This is a genomic window from [Leptolyngbya] sp. PCC 7376 (assembly GCF_000316605.1).
GTDB lineage: Bacteria > Cyanobacteriota > Cyanobacteriia > Cyanobacteriales > MRBY01 > MRBY01.
In genome coordinates, this window is record NC_019683.1 from 538,187 (window position 1) to 556,728 (window position 18,542).

The 18,542-nt window shown below is 44.2% G+C and carries 16 protein-coding genes and 2 pseudogenes; 11 read left to right on the forward strand and 7 right to left on the reverse strand.

Annotated elements, in window-relative coordinates; translation table 11 throughout:
- Nucleotides 1-161: 161 nt before the first annotated feature.
- Both LEPTO7376_RS02405 and LEPTO7376_RS02410 read right to left on the reverse strand, forming a co-directional pair.
- Entirely contained in the window at nucleotides 162-926 is a 765-nt protein-coding gene (locus LEPTO7376_RS02405; RefSeq protein WP_015132696.1) for a phycobilisome rod-core linker polypeptide, read from the reverse strand.
- A 62-nt stretch (nucleotides 927-988) separates the two neighbouring features.
- Complete coding sequence (locus tag LEPTO7376_RS02410) at nucleotides 989-1,870, reverse strand: phycobilisome linker polypeptide (protein WP_015132697.1); 882 nt, start codon at nucleotides 1,868-1,870, stop codon at nucleotides 989-991.
- Nucleotides 1,871-2,475: 605 nt separating this feature from the next.
- Between LEPTO7376_RS02410 and LEPTO7376_RS02415 the strand changes: the two genes are divergently transcribed.
- Together LEPTO7376_RS02415 and LEPTO7376_RS02420 are read left to right on the forward strand one after the other, a co-directional pair.
- Nucleotides 2,476-2,991, forward strand: coding sequence for a hypothetical protein (locus LEPTO7376_RS02415; RefSeq protein ID WP_015132698.1), 516 nt, complete (start codon nucleotides 2,476-2,478; stop codon nucleotides 2,989-2,991).
- Nucleotides 2,992-3,198: 207 nt separating this feature from the next.
- Entirely contained in the window at nucleotides 3,199-4,590 is a 1,392-nt protein-coding gene (locus LEPTO7376_RS02420; RefSeq protein WP_015132699.1) for an NAD-dependent malic enzyme, read from the forward strand.
- 76 nt (nucleotides 4,591-4,666) lie between these two features.
- Here the strand turns inward: LEPTO7376_RS02420 and LEPTO7376_RS02425 are convergent, their stop codons facing one another.
- On the reverse strand, nucleotides 4,667-5,338 hold the full coding sequence (locus LEPTO7376_RS02425; RefSeq protein WP_041764739.1) for an ATP-binding domain-containing protein: 672 nt from the start codon (nucleotides 5,336-5,338) through the stop codon (nucleotides 4,667-4,669).
- Nucleotides 5,339-5,737: 399 nt separating this feature from the next.
- On the opposite strand from LEPTO7376_RS02425, the gene LEPTO7376_RS26885 reads away from it, so the two are divergent.
- The 3 genes and pseudogenes from LEPTO7376_RS26885 to LEPTO7376_RS24235 all read left to right on the forward strand — a co-directional run bounded on the left by LEPTO7376_RS26885 (nucleotide 5,738) and on the right by LEPTO7376_RS24235 (nucleotide 7,514).
- Nucleotides 5,738-6,283, forward strand: coding sequence for a hypothetical protein (locus LEPTO7376_RS26885; RefSeq protein WP_015132701.1), 546 nt, complete (start codon nucleotides 5,738-5,740; stop codon nucleotides 6,281-6,283).
- Nucleotides 6,270-6,620, forward strand: a pseudogene (locus LEPTO7376_RS02435) (glycosyltransferase family 1 protein); the annotation flags it as partial. The gene LEPTO7376_RS26885 and the pseudogene LEPTO7376_RS02435, both read left to right, overlap by 14 nt.
- Nucleotides 6,621-6,828: 208 nt before the next feature.
- A protein-coding gene (locus LEPTO7376_RS24235; protein ID WP_160148574.1) for an IS1 family transposase occupies nucleotides 6,829-7,514 on the forward strand; the annotation gives its coding sequence in 2 pieces (ribosomal slippage) (nucleotides 6,829-7,153 and nucleotides 7,153-7,514; 687 coding nt in all).
- Between the two features lie 40 nt (nucleotides 7,515-7,554).
- On the opposite strand, the pseudogene LEPTO7376_RS28835 reads toward LEPTO7376_RS24235, so the two are convergent.
- Nucleotides 7,555-8,425 (reverse strand): annotated as a pseudogene (locus tag LEPTO7376_RS28835) (IS630 family transposase).
- A 7-nt stretch (nucleotides 8,426-8,432) separates the two neighbouring features.
- Here LEPTO7376_RS28835 and LEPTO7376_RS02455 point away from each other — a divergent pair.
- The 4 genes from LEPTO7376_RS02455 to LEPTO7376_RS02470 all read left to right on the forward strand — a co-directional run bounded on the left by LEPTO7376_RS02455 (nucleotide 8,433) and on the right by LEPTO7376_RS02470 (nucleotide 12,896).
- Nucleotides 8,433-8,663 carry a hypothetical protein gene (locus LEPTO7376_RS02455; protein ID WP_160148362.1) on the forward strand — a complete coding sequence of 77 codons (231 nt, stop codon included), beginning with the start codon at nucleotides 8,433-8,435 and terminating at the stop codon, nucleotides 8,661-8,663.
- Complete coding sequence (locus LEPTO7376_RS02460; protein ID WP_015132704.1) at nucleotides 8,635-9,234, forward strand: tRNA-(ms[2]io[6]A)-hydroxylase; 600 nt, start codon at nucleotides 8,635-8,637, stop codon at nucleotides 9,232-9,234. Before LEPTO7376_RS02455 ends, LEPTO7376_RS02460 begins: the two co-directional genes overlap by 29 nt.
- Nucleotides 9,235-9,450: 216 nt before the next feature.
- Nucleotides 9,451-11,481: a CBS domain-containing protein gene (locus LEPTO7376_RS02465; protein WP_015132705.1), complete on the forward strand. Its 2,031-nt coding sequence runs from the start codon at nucleotides 9,451-9,453 to the stop codon at nucleotides 11,479-11,481.
- 755 nt (nucleotides 11,482-12,236) lie between these two features.
- Nucleotides 12,237-12,896, forward strand: a complete 660-nt coding sequence (locus LEPTO7376_RS02470; RefSeq protein ID WP_015132706.1) for a PTPA-CTERM sorting domain-containing protein — start codon at nucleotides 12,237-12,239, stop codon at nucleotides 12,894-12,896.
- A 131-nt stretch (nucleotides 12,897-13,027) separates the two neighbouring features.
- Here the strand turns inward: LEPTO7376_RS02470 and LEPTO7376_RS02475 are convergent, their stop codons facing one another.
- Both LEPTO7376_RS02475 and LEPTO7376_RS02480 read right to left on the reverse strand, forming a co-directional pair.
- The gene (locus LEPTO7376_RS02475; protein ID WP_015132707.1) at nucleotides 13,028-14,458 is read right to left on the reverse strand and encodes a sodium/glutamate symporter; all 1,431 of its coding nucleotides are present in this window, start codon (nucleotides 14,456-14,458) and stop codon (nucleotides 13,028-13,030) included.
- 44 nt (nucleotides 14,459-14,502) lie between these two features.
- Entirely contained in the window at nucleotides 14,503-15,579 is a 1,077-nt protein-coding gene (locus LEPTO7376_RS02480; RefSeq protein ID WP_264308960.1) for an FtsW/RodA/SpoVE family cell cycle protein, read from the reverse strand.
- Between LEPTO7376_RS02480 and LEPTO7376_RS27140 the strand changes: the two genes are divergently transcribed.
- Entirely contained in the window at nucleotides 15,578-15,718 is a 141-nt protein-coding gene (locus LEPTO7376_RS27140) for a hypothetical protein (protein ID WP_225901255.1), read from the forward strand. The two genes, LEPTO7376_RS02480 and LEPTO7376_RS27140, sit on opposite strands and share 2 nt — an antisense overlap.
- A 148-nt stretch (nucleotides 15,719-15,866) precedes the next feature.
- On the opposite strand, the gene LEPTO7376_RS02485 is transcribed toward LEPTO7376_RS27140, so the two are convergent.
- On the reverse strand, nucleotides 15,867-16,184 hold the full coding sequence (locus tag LEPTO7376_RS02485; RefSeq protein ID WP_015132709.1) for a hypothetical protein: 318 nt from the start codon (nucleotides 16,182-16,184) through the stop codon (nucleotides 15,867-15,869).
- A 791-nt stretch (nucleotides 16,185-16,975) separates the two neighbouring features.
- On the opposite strand from LEPTO7376_RS02485, the gene lysS reads away from it, so the two are divergent.
- Nucleotides 16,976-18,511: a lysine--tRNA ligase gene (lysS, locus tag LEPTO7376_RS02490; RefSeq protein WP_015132710.1), complete on the forward strand. Its 1,536-nt coding sequence runs from the start codon at nucleotides 16,976-16,978 to the stop codon at nucleotides 18,509-18,511.
- The last annotated feature ends 31 nt before the right edge of the window (nucleotides 18,512-18,542 follow it).

The window sequence follows — 18,542 nt, forward strand, 5'->3', positions numbered from 1 at the left end:
GGCATGGGTAGCAATTGGCGATCGCCCCTAAAGGCAATGAATAATCTAATGAATTCGTTGTCGAGAGCGGCGATCACCAACGACTAAACCCATGCTCAATGTGGGGTTTGCCTAGTTATCCTGACCAATATCGATTGAACACAACCGAAACAGGACAATAACTAGTTGACTTCAGTGATGCTGACGATACGACCACCAGCACGGTGAATGCGCTGAATCTGAGGTGTCATGCGATTGCCAGGAACGATGTACTCGCTGTTGCTGACGCGGCGGGGGCTGTCAAACTTGAAGCTAGTTGCAACAATTTTGAAAGTCTTACCAGTTGCATCTGCATAACCAGCAATACGACCACCAGTGGAAGGAGTCTCAGCATCAGTGGAGAGATCACAAGCAAGATCGTCAACAAGACGCGCATCAGTAAACGCACTGTCAACACCTGCATAACCCTGATAAACAGAGAGCGTACGGTTATAAGTTACGTTCTTTTGACCTACCTGAGTCTGCGCACCACAGTAGTAAGGAACGATGTTCTCACCGAAGTTGGTAATATACTCTTCACTGTCGATATAAGAATCAATCTCAGCATCGTAGCCAGCATCAACTGTCTTGCAGATGTGCTCAGAAAGCTCTGCTTGGTCAGCAGGAGAACGACCGAGAAGATGCTTGAAATTTAGCTCTACGAAACGGTAGGGCGCACAGGATTCAAAATAGCGGCTTTGGTAAAAACTAGACTTTGCAACAGCACGAACAAATTCACGTACTGTTAGCTCACCATTAGCAAGCTGAGACTCAGCTTCAACTAGACGCTCACTTTCCATTACATGGGGATTTCCAAGCACTTGCTTGTAAACCGCACGAACGACAGTGGATACATCGGCATTGCTTGTACTGGAAAGTTCGACTGGAGTATCTAAAACTACACTCATGGAATGAAAGCTCCTAAAGAAATTAAAGAGGTTTTTTTAAAAAAAGCTTAGAATTGCGAGATCTAGCAAGGTGTGATGCTAGAGATTACACCGCCAGTTGCATGGATCCGCTTGTACTCATCGCTAAGACGATTGAAAGGTACGTAGTAAACTTTGTTGCTACGGCGGAACTTGGAAATGCGATTGACTTTGCCGGGAGAAGCATAGCCTGTAACTTCGATGCGGAACATCTTGCCGTTTTCGCCTGCACCAGAACCAAGACGAGTCAAGCCAGCATCGCGCACATTGGACTCTTGGAAAGACCAGCCATTACCAGCAGAACCAGCAGAAGGTGAAACAACAGGAATTGGAGTGTTGTTGATCACGTTGCGGTTGAGGACAGGGTTAATGCCAGAGATACTACCTTTTAGGTCACTGCTAGATGCGCCACGCTGCATTGCAAATGTATGCGTGAAGCTAACCATGCTGATGCCAGCGGAAGTCTTATAACCACGGAGGTAAGGGACAAAGTCTTCACCGAATGTCGCTTGATATTCGTCACTGTCGAGGTAAGAGTCGATTTCTGCTTCATAGCCACCGTTGTCGAGGAGGGTGCTATGCACACGCATTTCTTCAAGGTCTTTGGGAGTACGACCCAAGAAGTGTTTGAAGTTGAGCTCGATGAAACGGTAACGAGGTGTTGTTTCAAAGAAACGGCTACTGTACAAATCGGATTTGGCGATCGCCCGTACAAATTCACGAACGCTCAATTCGCCTCTTTTGAATTGCGATTCTGCTACAGAAGCACGCTCGCTTTCCATTACATAGGCATTACCTAAGATTTGGCGGTAGATAGCACGAATGATAGCTTCTTGCTCATCTGCACGTTGTCCCGGAATGGACTCAATCGGGTCAGTCTCTTCAAAGAGAGCAACGCCGAGTCTGGATGCGGGTCCAAAAGTCATAAGAAGAGGATCTCCTTTATCAATCAATATTTGGGTTTTCGGTGGGGGAAATGACCGTTAAAGGTGGGGTTCCCAACCCGATCCCTGAGCAATCCTAGTGCATCTCTTAATGCTGAATTTCAGCTCGAAATCTCAAAAAAATACCGAGCTAGCACAAAGTACTGCTACGCGTTATCCGAGCAGCAGCGCCAGAGAAATCCGTAGCATATATAACGAAAAACATTGGATACTCAAGACAAATATTGCGTTCTCCCGGACACAAACTATCGGTGGACGCAATATAACGTAATAAACGTTACAGAACGTCACGCGCCGACACTCATGGTTCAAAAAGTTCCAATGTTTGGTGTGAACTGTAAATGCTGCTAGCTAAGCTTTTCTAGTATCTACAGTACGGGTGCTTGAAATATAAATTTTAGTAGTGTTCTCTTAATGTTTAAGGCCGTTTTCTGATGTTGATCGCGGTGATTTTAGGAACAATCTTCCGAAAAGTATCTGGCTAGGCTTAAATAAGTGCCTTTGTGAAGAAATGTTTGGCTACGATGCGGATGGCGATCGCCTACAATCAGATCTTGATGTTGAGTTGTATTTGATTTGCCTGTCTAATGAACTATTTGATCGCTGTTTACCCTGACCGCATCACCGCTGAAGCTGCATACACCGATCTAGAGCAATCCGAGATTCCGAAGTCTGATCTAACGATCCTTGGGAAAGGCTATCAAACAGCAGATGAGTTTGGGTTTATCGATCCCACTCAGCAAGGGAAAAAACAAGCAAAGTTAATGTCATTTTGGTTGGTGCCTTTTGGCTTTTTCGGTGGATTTGTTTTTGACTACATCACTGGGCTAAATACTTTCGCTTGGGCTGGAACGCCAGGGAATCATATTGTTGGTGGTTTGGCTGGTGCTATCGGTGGGGCAATGGGCAGTTTTTTCGTAGGGAATAGTATCGGTGTTTTAATGGGTAGTGGTGATGCGTTGCCCTATCGTAATCGTCTCAATATGGGTAAGTATCTCGTTATTTATAAGTACGATGTGAGTCAGTATCGTGATTTAGCAACTCGGATTTTCCAAGATACAAATCCCGAAAATTTACAGGGGTACTCGGAAGAGTCTGCTTAATTTGTGATTGCTCCTGCTTTTGAGGCGATCGCCCATTTGTTGCCCAATGCTCGTCATGGGAGTGTTGGTTAGAAGTGAAGATAAAAATAGGCGATCGCCTGATCACAATTCTGCGGAGCTGCGGCTTCTGCAATCGGGGAAAGTGAGGTTAAATGGGATGGGAATTTTTCTCATAGCCCTTAGTTACCGAGCCTTAAACAGAAAATTATGGTTGCCCTCACCCCAAATCCGAGTTACAGCGTTACCCTCCGTCTGCGTATTCCCAACCAAGCAGGGACTTTGGCGCAAGTAACCCAGGCGATTGCCAAGGTCGGGGGTAGCTTAGGAAATATTGAGCTGATTGAACGGGATTTGAAATTTTTGCTGCGGGATATCACCGTGGATGCGTCTAGTGATAAGCATGCCGATGAAATTGTCGAGGCCGTTAAAGCTGTCGAAAATATCGAAGTTGTAGATGTTGCTGACCGTACTTTTGCGATTCACCGTGGTGGAAAAATCACTGTAGAAAGTCGTATTCCCCTAACGGTGCAATCAGATTTGGCAATGGCCTATACACCTGGTGTTGGTCGTGTTTGTAAGGCGATCGCCGAATCTCCAGAGCGGGTTTTTGATCTCACAGTAAAAAGCAATATGGTGGCGATCGTCACCGATGGTAGTGCTGTGCTGGGTTTAGGAAATCTTGGAGCAGAAGCATCGATGCCTGTGATGGAAGGGAAAGCAATGCTCTTCAAAGAATTTGCAGGTATTAATGCCTTTCCCATCTGTCTCGATACCCAAGATGTTGATGAAATCGTCAAAACCGTTAAATATTTAGCGCCTGTTTTCGGTGGGGTGAACCTTGAGGATATTGCTGCACCCCGCTGTTTTGAAATCGAGAAACGTCTCAAAGCTGAAACTGATATTCCGATTTTCCATGATGATCAGCATGGCACAGCGATCGTCTCCCTTGCCGCTCTGTTTAATGCCATCAAACTCGTGAAGAAAACACTCAAGGATGTCCGCGTTGTGATTAATGGTGCTGGGGCTGCGGGCATTGCGATCGCCAAACTGCTCCGTCAAGCAGGCGTGACGGATATTTTAATGTGTGACTCGCGGGGCATTATTTCCACTAAACGCGAAAACCTCACGCCAGAGAAAGCGACCTTTGCGGTGGAGACTGAAGGCAACCTTGCCGATGCGATGAAAGGTGCTGATATTTTTCTTGGGGTAAGTGCGCCGGGCGTGGTTTCTGTCGAAATGGTGGAATCGATGGCCGATGACCCAATCGTATTTGCGATGGCTAACCCTATCCCCGAAATTCAACCTGAACTGATTTTTGATAAAGCGGCAGTGGTGGCAACGGGTCGTAGTGATTATCCCAACCAAATTAATAATGTGTTGGCTTTCCCTGGCGTATTCCGGGGGGCGTTAGATTGTCGTGCTTCAAGCATTACAACAAATATGTGTCTCCAAGCGGCTCAGGCGATCGCCTCTCTAGTGAGTACTGCTCAACTTGATAAGGAACATATTATTCCTTCTGTATTTGATGAGCGTGTCGCAACGGCTGTATCGGCAGCAGTAGGCCAAGCTGCCCGACAAGAAGGTATTGCTCGCAGCTAGAAATTTGAATTAATTCAAGCGAGTGTTTAATAAGGGAGTAGATGATAAAAGTCAGCTAGTACTTTTCTCTAGTCCCTTAAATATTTTGTGGCAGTACATCAACAAAAATGAGATGCTCTCGTGTAAATGTTTCCCCTAAAGCAATTCCGATTGGCTCTGTGAACATCGGGCCATCAAATACAAAGCTATGAAATTCTCCATTTTCTCCACAGAGATCAATCTGTGGTGATAGGTCTTCTAAAAAACTGATATTAAATTCTCTGCCGACAAATTCAGGTGGCATTCGCTTAGTATCGACGCAGACAATCATCGTCCTTAAACCACTCCCAATCATCGTTTTTGCAAGGGTCGCGGTAGGTATTCCCCAAATCGGAAATAGTGGCTTAATCCCCGAATCTTTTAGTATGTTTTTGCGGTAATTGCGAGCATCCTCAAGAAATAAATCCCCAAATGCAAAGTATTGAATTCCCTCTTGTTTAGCTTGTTCAACAAATCGAGCCATTATGGCTTCGTATTCGACATTGCTACAAGGAAGAGGAATTCCAATAATTTCTAGAGGCAAATCAATGCTCTGGGCTTGTTGTTGGAGCAGCTGAATGCGTATGCCATGCACAGAGATACGCTCAATATTTTGATTCACCATGCAAAATAGACCAACCACCTCAATGTCCAGATTTTGCTGGAGTTGGTAGAGTGCCCAAGCGCTATCTTTGCCACTACTCCAAGACATCAATGCTTTTGGTTTCATCTTTGTTTGCATATTTTTCTCATGCTTTAGGCTAGCGAAGTTTGCCATCCAGAAAAATAAATGGGTGATCGCCCTTTATGTTCCGGATTGAGTGCTATGGGATTGGGATAACAGTATTGGTAGATGCACCCTGATTGATAGTCTCGGCCCTCGGGCTGGGATTTTTTTTTGCAAAAATTTTATATCGCTTTTGTGTCGTGAATGGGCGATCGCCAAATATCTATTTCTCAATAAAACAACCTGTCATATCTAATGAGAGAACTGCAATAATCCGCAAGACAAGTTATTGTAAATTCAACGTATAGGTCGTGTGTTAGCGATATCTTTAACCTAAAGCGCAAGATATCTTCTATACTCCGTCACCGACAACAGCTTTTATTGAATATTTTGTAAGTTTTAATGTCTGAACTTAATCGCTCTAATTTTGCCTCTACCATGGCTCAATTTCTGAAAACTGATCAAAAGAAACCAACATTCAAAGATTTGGCTTATGTTATTGGTTGTTCTGAGGCAACGATTTCAAGGTTATTATCAGCTGTGACGTATCCTTCTGATGACATGCTCAAACAAGGGGCAATTTTAATTACTCTGGGTCATAACAAGTATTCAAAATTATCTAACTCGGAAAAAGAGAAAATTTCAGAGGCAATTGGTGCTGTTGGCGGCGGTGCAGTAGGAATGGGGGCGATTACAGGAGCAATTAGTGTTTTGGGTTCAGTTGCTGGTTTGTCTGCTGCTGGCATTACCTCTGGATTAGCGACACTTGGAGGATTAATTGGTGGTGGCATGGTCGCAGGAGTTATGGTTGCAGCCGCTTTTCCGATTGCCGCAGGTGCTGCAGGTCTTGGTGTAGTAGCAGGAATTAAACATTTGGCGACAGAATATCAAGTACAGCAAACTGATATTGACCCACGTTGGGAATTGATCATGAATGATGCTAGTTAATCTTTCTGTTCTGTCAGCAAAACCAACTGATATTAGCATCTACGCGCAAAATGTGGTGCCCTATTTAGAAGAGCTAGATACTTGTATCTTGCGATCTGGATCTTCCCTAGATTCCTTTATCAAAGACGGAATAAAAGCGACGATTCCGGCAGGGATGAGTCCAGATTTTGGGATGAAAGGCCATGCAAAACGTCTACTATGGACGCAGTTTGGACTCCCGAAACTTTATAAAAAACTAAAAGCAAATCTGATTTTTTCGCCGTTGCCCGAAACGCCTCTATATACCTCTTGTTGCAATGTGGCGATGGTGCATGATTTGATTCCGCTGCGTTATCCAGATCGATGATCGCCTGAAGTGCTTATTTTTACGTGCAACTCATTTCGACAAAAGTTACGGTCAGACCCTTTTCAGACATCCTCTTAGGGGGCAATAACAGCTACTTATGAAGCCTTGTGTCCATTGCTATATATTTAGTGGAGTGCTTCCGCTGTCATAAAGAAGACGGCGTTGCAGAATAGAGGTATGAATGGAGGTTGTTGACGCAATGGAATGTCCAGAATGCCAATCTACTCATATCCGTAAGAATGGAAAGAAAAAAGGCAAACAGAATCACATCTGTGTAGATTGCGGTCGTCAGTTTATCGACCGCTACAGCCAGCTCGGCTACTCAAATGCCTTCAAACGTGAATGCCTCAAAATGTATGCCCACGGTATGGGCTTTCGAGCCATTGAACGGGTGAAAGGAGTGCACCACACTACCGTAATCACTTGGGTCAAAGAAGTCGCTGAATTGCTACCTGATGCTTATGCACCTGAGCAGGTGCCTCAGGTTGGCGAACTCGATGAACTTCAAACATTCGTCGGTGCTAAAAAAATAAGGTCTGGCTCTGGACTGCCGTAGACCACTTCCAACCAGGTATTCTCGCTTGGACTGTTGGTGACAGAAGTGCAGAGACATTCAAACCATTATGGGCAATGGTTAGTCTCTGGAGATGCTTCTTCTACATCACAGATGGCTGGCATGTTTATCCCATGTTTGTACCCGATGGTGACCAGATTATCAGTAAGACCTACATGACTCGTGTCGAAGGAGAGAACACTCGATTGCGGCATTATCTCGCTCGACTCCATCGAAAGACCTTATGTTATTCCAAGTCTTTAGAGATGTTAAAGCATTCGATTCGATTGCTGATTCATTATCTCAAGTTCTGGGATGTTCCTGTACCTTGACCTTCATGGATTCATACCTCTATAGCAGCGAAGGAGAAGGTTAGGACATAGAACAGAAGGCTATTCTGATGGCATCGAACAAATCCTCAGTCTTCTTGATGAGCTTACTTACCTCCTTCTTTAACCTCCCCCAAAACTTCTCTATCTTGTTCAGGTGTGGTGAGTAGGGTGGCAAAAATATCACTTCACATCCTGCCTTCGCCACCAATGTTTGTATTCTTTCCTTTGGATGAACACTGGCATTATCCAGAATAATAATTTGACCCGGAATCAACTCTGGCACTAAGCAATCCTCTACCCATTGGCAAACTAAGGCGCTGTTGGCATAGCCCTCAAATACCATCGGTGCTATCTGCTCTCCCTCTCGCCATCCTCCAATCACGCTAACTCGTTCTGTACGATGACCTAACTTCTCTGCGATAAACCTCTCTGACTTATGGCAGTAGCCATACCCATAATCTAAGGTATTATCAAATCCACTTTCATCGATATATACGAGTCGTTCTTGGCCATACTGCTTCAGTTGTGCCACAAATGCTTTTTCTAATTCTTTATCTCTCTCTTGATATCGATAGGTCTTTTTTTCGAGTAAATTCAATTTTCCGTAGAGCTTCACGTCTGGATGCATCACTAATAGACTCTGGCCATTTCTCCGCCATTTCCTTCTGGGTTAGATGCCCATATTTCTCTGCAAAAGCACGAAAAGCATCTAGATCATTAATCTTCGGTTGAGGGCCTCGACGGTAATCTGTCTTCGGAGCGACTGAACCGATTTTCTCTCGTCGTTTCAGCCACAGGTCTAGCGTATTTCGGCTAATACCAAAGAAGCGACAGATATCACTTTTTCGTTCACCTTTATCGAAGGCGGCAACAGCTTTTAGGCGTAAATCAAGACTATGGGGAGCAGGCATGGCATCTATGTTTATTGCTTCTATCCTATTCTGTCTTAACCCACTCCTTGCCTGCTATATTCTGCAATGCCAAGAAGACATCTGGCTATTTCAAACCTATAGTGGCTTGGAGGCGATCGCCGAACTCCCAGCCCTTGACATTGACGCACCATTAACCGAGATTTACGAGAGCATTACTTTTCCTGCCAAAACTGAAGACGTAATAACAGATGACCACAGCGACGCTGCCCCGCATTAAATTTCTCAAAGAACCAACTTCTCCTGAGTGGATTGAATTGGCATTAAATAATCTCGATGAAGTGATGCTCGACCATTCCCATTGCGAGCGGAAGGCTGCCAGTGTCGCCATTAATATGATGTTTCGCTATCCATCATCGACAGAGTTGGTGCGAGAACTGACGGCGATCGCCAAAGAAGAATTAGAACATTTTGAGCTGGTAAATCAATGGCTCGAACGCAAAAATATCCCCCTTGCCCCCCTGAATGCACCGCCCTATGGCAGCAAATTGCATAAACTGATCCGACCCCAAGAACCAGACCGGATGCTTGACTCTTTACTAATCTCCGCTTTAATTGAGGCACGTTCCCACGAAAGACTTGGTCTAATAGGTGAACATTGCCCAGAGCCAGAACTTGCGGCGTTTTATCGAGGACTGATGGCATCCGAGGCTAGACATTATGGTGCTTATTGGGTGCTCGCGACCATTTATTACGACACCGATTTGGTTAATGAACGGCTAGAAGAGTTGGCGATCGCCGAGAGTGAAATCCTATCTACACTTCACCCAGAACCCCGTATCCATAGCTAATTAAGCCCTTGTCTTTCTCCAACTCTGCCAATAATCCGGAATAGCCTTGTCAAGAAATATAAATAAAATCTAAATTCCCTTAAGCATAATTACATTTTTGTATTTCACAGAGCAGACTAGTCAGTGTCGGGATCTCTTGACTCAGATTTGGTGCAAGATTCAGGCTACTTGCAAAGCAGTTGAGATTCTCAATTCCGTACCTCTGGCAATAATGTCGTGTTGAACTCTTTTAATGCAGCTTTAGGGATTACCTCAGTCATTGAGGAGCAGTTCCTCACCGGGAATCTAGATATGACTTTGGCGATCGCCCTAGAAAAGATGGTGCGTCAACGAGATCATTGCGATCTGAGCGACCACGGTGCCATTGTCTTCCGCGCCCCAAATTGCTTAGTCGTTGAACAAGACGACAAACTCTGCGGCATTTTTACAGAAAAAGACCTCATTCGACTCATTGCAGAAGGCGAAGAGCTAAAAAACCTGACCCTCGGCGAAGCAATTCAGATTCCTGCTATCTCTATCCGCTGTACTCCTGACGAAGATATTTTTACGGCGCTCAATTTACTGACGCATCACCATCTCAAGCATTTACCTGTCGTCGATGAGCAAGATCGTCCCCTTGGCGTAATCACATATGACAGTCTGCGCAAAGTTTTACCGCCAGTAAGTCTTTTGACCAAACTGCATTGCGTAGCAGATGTGATGGTCAAAACGGTTGTCACGGCTGAAACCGAAACATCATTACTTGATCTCACAAAATTAATGGCAACCCATCAAGTCGGTTGTGTAGTTATTTGTGAAAACATTGGCGATCGCCCCCAACCTATCGGCATTGTTACCGAAAGAGACATCGTTCAGTTTCAGAGCTTAGACCTCAATCTACAAGCCACAAAAGCAGGCGAGGTGATGAGTAGTCCGCTCTTTACCCTCTCCCCAAAAACGTCTCTTTGGGAAGCCCACCAAACCATGAATCGGCAATGGGTGCGTCGTCTGGTGGTGGTGGGTGACACCGGCGAAATGCTTGGTCTCCTGTCCCAAACCAGTTTTTTCCAAGTGCTGCGACCTAACGAGATGTCCCATATGATCGACCTCTTGCAGGAAATGGTCGATGAGCAAACTGAAGAATTATCCAAGAAAAATCAGCAGTTAGAGCTGGAAATTCAAGAACGCCAACATGCAGAAGAACAATTACAAGTGGCCCATGATCACCTAAAAACAGTAGTTAAAGAACGCACTCAGCAACTCCATGAAGCCAATGCCAAACTTCAAGAAGACCTTGCCCACCGGGAACGGATGACCGCAGAACTAGAGCAGGCTTTGCAAGATTTGCAGCATACACAGTTACAACTCATTCAAACTGAAAAAATGTCGGGTTTAGGGCAGCTGGTGGCTGGTATTACTCACGAGATTAATAACCCCATTAACTTTATCTATGGCAACTTGCAGCATGCGCGGGGGTATGTGGAGCAGGTTTTAGATATTTTGAGTTTGTATGAAAAGTATTATCCGCATCCTCCCCAGGAAATTCGTCAGCAGCGCGAAGCTGTCGATCTCGAATTTTTGGAGGACGATATTATGCAATTAGTCTCCTCTATGCACACAGGGGTTGACCGGATTCGGAATCTGTTGATGTCGCTCCAAACTTTTTCGCGTCTGGATGAATCGGAATTAAAAATGGCGGATATCCATGATGGTCTTGATAGCACTTTGCTCTTGATTCAAAATCGATTGCAAGCACACCATGATTTCCACAAGATTCAGGTGATTCGTCAGTATGAGACTATCCCAAAGATTGAATGCTATCCCAGTCAACTGAATCAAGTCTTTTTTAATTTGCTGTTAAATGCGATTGATGCTGTAAATGAAGCGCAGAAGAAATATCCTCAACAATCCCAGCCATCGCGCCCAATGTTGGTTTCTGCCTCAACACCATCGACTCCGGCTCTCCAAGATGATTTTTATCGCAAGCCTCAAATTAAGATCTCGACCAATATTTCTCCGGAAGGCGATCGCCTCATTATCAAAATCAAAGATAATGGCCTCGGCATTCCGGGAGATATCCAATCGAAGCTATTTGACCCCTTCTTTACGACGAAGCCTGTTGGTCAAGGGACAGGGCTTGGTCTATCGATTAGTTATCAGATTATTGTCCAAAACCACGGCGGTAACTTGACTTGCAACTCCACTCCTGATGAAGGCACCGAGTTTGAGATTACCTTACCTGTTAGTTCGGTGGCGATCGCCGCTTAATATTTGCTGCTTAATTTGAGAAAAAGCATTCAGTAATGGGTGGTGTGAGGAGGGCTATGGTTTCTTCTCTACTGTTTTGCGAGGCTGCTATTGGGGGCGATCACACCCTAGAAGCATTACAGCATTATGGCCTAGATTGAATCTTTGTCGGTGAATTCACTCTGTATCGTGCTGACTTACAGAGCTATTTGGATAACACAATCGATTTGCGAAATCAAAATACCTAGTTATATCAATTGTAAAAAATAAAGGATTGTATTTGGCTCTCTTAGGTATACAAAAAGAGGATTTAAAGTTTTTATCCAAAAGAAAGTTTTCGGGAATGAATTATTTTACATGAACAAAAAGGCTTGCATCTTGAAATACATATAATCGATATTTTGATTTTAAGAAGTGATGAAAATATTAGTCTAGATTTTGAAAAATACGTAGTTTTTTTTGCGTAAGTATTTTAGAGTTTGATGTTTGTTTGACTCGGATAAACCACTTATGTGTCTCCTGTAATCCTTTAAAAACAAAGATTTCATCGGTTACTAAGTATTTTGGGACAAGCTGGCTTGAGATAGGTTGCGTGAAAATACTTGATTTCTTCTGCGTTTTTAAAGTTGCCAAAAAGATTGATGTAAAAGCTCCGATTTTATGCGCACAAAATATTTTTTGTGGTTTGATTATAGTAATTGTCTACGGTTATAAAAAAAACGACCGTTTGGTTTTTGATTAATATCCTATCTTTCTCTTTTAGGAGACACATGAATATGTTTCAACATAAGCTTAGTTTAGGGGTCGCAGCAGCTACGGTTATGGGAGTATCCATGGTCTCTGTAACGCCCGCTCAGGCTCTCACCCTTGAAGGTGACGACAAAATCGACATCCTTGGTACTCTCGAAGTCACAAATGGTGGTGGCGGAAATTATGATTTTGACTTTTGGGAATTTGGCACATCTGGACAAGAGGGCCTTAGTGCCACTGGTACTGCAGGTAAGTTTCAGCTAGGTGACTTTGTTGGTATCAGCGATATTTCTTTGCCCGATGCAGATGCTTTCGGCACTGCACCTTTAGATGATTTCATCACCGATATTCTTTTGGCTGATGGTTCTATTGCAGACTTTGATGTAAGTTCTGTCGCTTTTTCTGCCCGTGAAGTGGGTGCTGATACAATTTTTGATCTCGTGTTCGATGGCTTCATCGAAACAAGCACTGGTCAAACTGCGGCTGCGCTTGGCTCCTTCAGTAGCCAAATCGGTACTAGTTTTATCGTTGAGGATGGTTCAAACAATACTGCAACCTTCTCCGGCACACTTCGTGTGAAGCGTGAAGATGAAATCACTGAGGTTCCTACACCAGCAGCAATCTTACCGACACTGTTCGGTCTCGGTGGTTTGGCTGCTAAGCGTAAGAAGCGCGATGATGCTTAATTCGGCGACTCAGTAACTATAAAAAATCAATCTTTTCTCCATGTATGGCGTTTCTAACCTCCGGGTTCTAGAGACGCTTTTTTGTTGAATGAATTTTTGATTGGTATGGCCGATGAAGGCTCTCACCTTTTTTATGGCCGAATTGCAGGCGATCGCCGACGCATTAAGACCCAACCAATCGCAAGCCAAAAGATGAGTAGACCACTGGTAATCAGTAAAGTTGTCGTTAAACCGAGACGGGCAATCAATGCAGGAGCTGCTGCGGTAAAGAGACCACCACCCACAATTGGCTCGAAAAAGAGTTGTTTATACGCAAAACTTTCAAAGGCACCAGAACGATTATCTGGGTCAACCATGCGGAGTAATAAGATGCCTGTTGCTGTGACACCCATCGATTGACCGAGGTCGCCAATACCCTTTTCAAACCAATGGTCGGGAAAAATTTTAGGCGCATAAAATAAAAAGAACGTCACATTCCACAGGATCCCTACGACGCTCAGAGTCAAGAAGATCCCTAAATTTCCACCAATGACTTTTAGGGAAATTGAGGCAAGGGCTGTCACGACAACGACGTCTAGAGCCATTCCCGCAATATTTTTGGTGAGTTCAGGGATGATTAAAGCATCTAAATCTAAGCGCACCATAATCATCTGCACAATAATGCCACCAACCAAGGCCATTGGAAATAGCGGTACATAGCTCATCATCGTGAAACCACTCAATCCCCAAGTGACCGATTCCAATAACACCAGACCTTTCAAAATGAGCCAACCGATAATAATGGCAATACCCACAAAACCGAAGTTAAGCGATAGGGGATCAATCAACAATCCTTGGGTGAGTTGACGTCGTTTTTCCCTCACTGCTGGATTATTGCTATGGGAGAGTTCAGGCAGGTCATCGGGCTGTTCTACATTTTTTTCTGCTGCTGCCACATAACCCTTTTTACGTCCCCATTCAGCTAACAATGTGCCCGTGATAATCCCTGAAACAATACCCACTGTGGCGAGGCCTAGGGCAAGATCAGCACCTTCTTCAAAGCCCAACTCAATAAAAGTATCAGCCATCCCTCCGGCCGTACCATGGCCGCCTTCGAAGGCAATTTCGATTAGTGAGCCAGCAATAGGATTTGCGTCAAAGACAGGGATTAAAATCAGCAAAGTCGCTAAAATTCCGATCACATATTGACCCCACGCAAGGGTTTGCCCAAAGACCACTTGGGGAGCTGCCCGTCGCCAAATTTGCTTGGGGCTGGGGATTACTTCGCCCAGGAATAAAGCAGCAAAAACAATATTGATAAATACTCCCGGAGACTGAGACCAGATGGTACGGATAGCTTCTGGGAAAAGACCGTCACCCAATAATGTTCCTTCTCCAGAAACTGAGGTGGCGATCGCCCCGAGAACTTGAGGGCCAAGCAATAATGCTAATACTCCTGCGACAATCGATTCCGGTAGATAAAGGCGGCGAATCCAACCAATCTTTTGTTTGATTAGACGCCCCGCTAAAACGAGTAAGGCAATCCAGACAAAAGCAAAGAAAACATCTTTTAAGGTGAACATCGCGATAGCTTTTCCTCAGTGGAGCAAGAATTAAGTGATATTTGTTATTTCGTTGGTGGGGTCAGAGCGACTAGTTTCTGGCGTTTATTTCGTAGGGTAATGACCTGAGCTTCCTTGCCTTCCCGAGCCACACGGATCAATAGAGCAGCGGAGATTAAGCTTGAAATTACCGAACTACCGCCATAACTAAACATCGGTAAAGGCAATCCGGTCGTCGGCAAAACACCAGTGGTAACGCCAATATTTAAAATCGATTGGCCAACCAACATAAAGGTGACGCCAATGGCAATTAATCGTCGATCTAAATGCTGGCAACGGAGAGCGACATAGGTGCCGAGACTGGCGTAGGTGAGGAGCAATAGTAAAAAACAAATGCAGCCAATCAACCCAAACTCTTCGGCGAAAATCGCAAAGATAAAATCAGTGTCCTGAAAAGGTAGGTAAAAAAGTTTTTGTTGGGATAAACCAAAGCCTTCTCCCCAAACTCCCCCAGAACTAATAGCTAAGAGACTTTGCACCAGCTGGTAACCATCACCGCGAGCATCCGCAAAGGGATTCAGAAAAAACATCAGGCGTCGGCGCTGGTATTCATGGACGCTAATACTGGCGATCGCCGTTGCTAACCCTAACCCTGCTGTACCGCCGAGCTGCAGCCAAGATAAACCCGCTGCCACCGCAATAAACCATAGCGTTAGGCCACAAAGAGCTGTTGTACTTAAGTTTGGCTGAATCAAAATGCAACCGAGGATTCCGGCAAACACACCGATCCATTTCCAGCGCACATGCCACATGAGTTTACGCCATCGCCCAAAAACCTGAGCTGCTTGCAAAATCAAGAATGGCTTTGCTAATTCTGATGGCTGGATTCGAATTGGCCCTACCCCAAGCCAACGGGTTGCGCCATTCACCTCAATACCAATGCCGGGGATCAAGGTAAGAATAATCAGACCCCAAAACAGAAAGAGCAACCAGCCTGATAATTTATTGAGCGATTTCAGGGGCGATCGCACAATGACATTAAAAAAGAAGAGACCAATAAAAATCCAAATTAGCTGACGTTTGACGAAATAAAAACCATCCCCTTGCCGGAGATCTGCCACTGGATATGAGGCAGAAAACATGGCCACAAGACCAATGCAGAGCCAGAGAAATGTTAACCAACGGATTAACCTTGCCTCCAATGCCCAATGTTTAACTTCAGAATCGAGAAATGGCAGAAAATATCTCAGCACAACCGCAGCACTAAATTTAAATGATTAAGAAAAATCCCTCACTATTATGACAAGAAGCGAGGGGAACACTAAATAATTACAGATTTTCTCTTTCGGAAATGATGTTAAGACCTGTCGTTAAGCTTCCTAGAAACACCTGCGTAAAACAGTACTAAATGACAACTTTGTTTCAGCACTTAATCTTCAACATCAAGTCGCGCCACGGTAATCGCACTAAATGCAAAAGCCATTACTAATGGCACTGGACAACGCCAAAAAATACTAAGAACAGCACAACCGAAGCTAAACAAAACGGCGGAACCCAGCCATTTTTTCTCATCAGCAGTTAATCCTTTTTCTGCCTTAATAAGCCGCAAAATTTCCATTGGAATTGGTTCTGGCATTACTGCATTTGGTGGAAATGCCCAGTAGAAGTTTGGTGAAACAGGAGTCGGTTCTGTCCAACCATTGCCGTCACACCATTCTTGTATCCACTCGTCGCAGTAATGCCTCATATGCTCTATTTCCTAAAATATTTCGACTGTTTAACTAAACTAAATTTGAATCTTCTTTTTGCTGTTTTAGCCTATGAGCTATGAACATTTTTCTGCTTAGTTAACTGCGATATTTTTCTCACTCTTAAACTAATGGATTTTATCGTATCAACTAAATTTAGTTCCCTGGCGAAGTATTCAAGAAAGTTCAAACAAACTCCGTGAGCACAAGTACTCATTCTCTACCGTTTCTCCAGATAATTATTTTGTTGTGTTAGAAAAATATTTGAGAAATGATCAAAGCAGAAAAAAGGGGATCATTGTTGCCATCTCTAATCCATAGATGATCTACCGAAAATCCCTACCCACTAGAAGCTCTGATTTTGCCAAATAGATTGATGCAAGAATGTTTGTAACGAAATATTGCAAGATCCCAGAAGATCTGTTACATTTATTTACAGAAAGCTCATCACAAGATTTTTTAAGAACAGTCTTTTCCAGTAGGCAATATGTTCTGTGCCATCTTGGCATTGAGTTTCTCCTCTCATACAGCAAGCTCAGGTAGACCAGTCTTTTAAGCTCAGGCTGGTTTTTTATTGGCTTTATATAAATGTGCTGAGAAAGTTGAGAGGCGATCGCCCACCCATGGTGCGGTTAAGTGGAGCAATATCGGTAGATCAACAAAAGCGATAGAGATTCGTGATGAAAACCCTGTTAAAAGAGAGCCTAGAAAATAATGCTCTTTTGAAGGGTGAGCCGCTATAATAACCGAGTTCTGCGACTTTTATCCCTTTTACGCTAAGCCCAAATACATGTCTGATTCCTCTTCTTCCACCCGTGACGAACTTCGTGCTGCTCGCCTAGAAAAGGTACAACAGCTTCAGGCGATCGCCATGAATCCCTATGCGTATAAATGGGAAGTCAGTCACCACACTGCAGAACTTCAAGACAAATATAAGGACATTGCAGCGGGCGAAGAAGTCGAAGATCATGTTTCCATTGCGGGACGGATTTTAGCGCGACGGGTTTTTGGCAAACTCGCATTCTTTAGCCTCCAAGATGAAACTGGCACAATTCAGCTCTATCTCGACAAAAAACTGATTAATGCAGGAATGCCCGATTTCGAAGGCGCATTTAATCATCTCAAAAAATTAACTGACGTCGGCGACATCATCGGCGTGAAAGGAATTATTAAGCGCACAGAAAAAGGTGAGCTATCCGTCAAAGTGAGCGAATTTGCCATGCTTACTAAATCCCTCTTGCCCCTTCCTGACAAGTGGCATGGTTTGACTGACATCGAAAAACGCTACCGTCAACGTTATGTCGATCTCATTATCAATCCCGCTGTTAGAGAGACATTTCGCTGTCGTGCAAAAATTACCGCTGCAATTCGTCGTTACTTAGAAGACAAAGATTTTCTCGAAATTGAAACCCCTGTACTCCAAGGTGAGGCTGGCGGTGCAGAAGCACGTCCATTTATTACTCACCACAACACCCTCGACATGCCGCTGTATCTTCGGATTGCAACGGAACTCCATTTAAAGCGTTTAGTCGTTGGTGGTTTTGAACGGGTATTTGAAATGGGTCGTATCTTCCGTAATGAAGGCGTTTCTACCAAGCACAATCCCGAATTTACATCGATTGAAGTTTACCAAGCCTATGGTGACTATCACGACATGATGGATTTAACGGAAGATCTCATTCGTACCCTTGCAAAGGACATTATCGGCACAGTGAAGCTTCCCTATGGTGAGGCAATTGTGGATGTTGGCTCTGCTTGGCGACGGGAAACGATGCAAAACCTAGTGAAAGATGCGACTGGTGTTGATTTTCTTGCCTTCGATGACTTTGACACTGCGGTTAAAGCTGCGGAAGATGCGGGTGTGGGCGTACCAGAGAAAGTGAATAGTATTGGTCAACTGCTTAATGAAGCCTTTGAGCAGAAAGTAGAGGAAACCTTAATTCAACCGACTTTTGTCACGGAATATCCCGTAGAAGTATCTCCCCTTGCTAAGCCTCATCGCGATAAGCCTGGTTTGACAGAGCGTTTTGAATTGTTTGTCGTGGGTCGTGAGTTGGCGAATGGTTTTTCTGAGTTAACAGATCCTATTGATCAGCGAGAAAGATTAGAAGCTCAGGCAGCGAAAAAAGCTGCTGGTGATGTGGAAGCTTGTGACGTGGATGAAGATTTTGTCACTGCTCTCGAATACGGAATGCCTCCCACAGTTGGTTTAGGTATCGGTATTGATCGCCTTGTGATGCTGCTTACCAATTCCGAAAGTATTCGTGATGTCATTGCTTTCCCATTATTGAAGACACAAAATAAGTCTCAATCTGAAGATGAGTAGAAGTCTACGGAAGAAGCTTAAGTGCTTATAG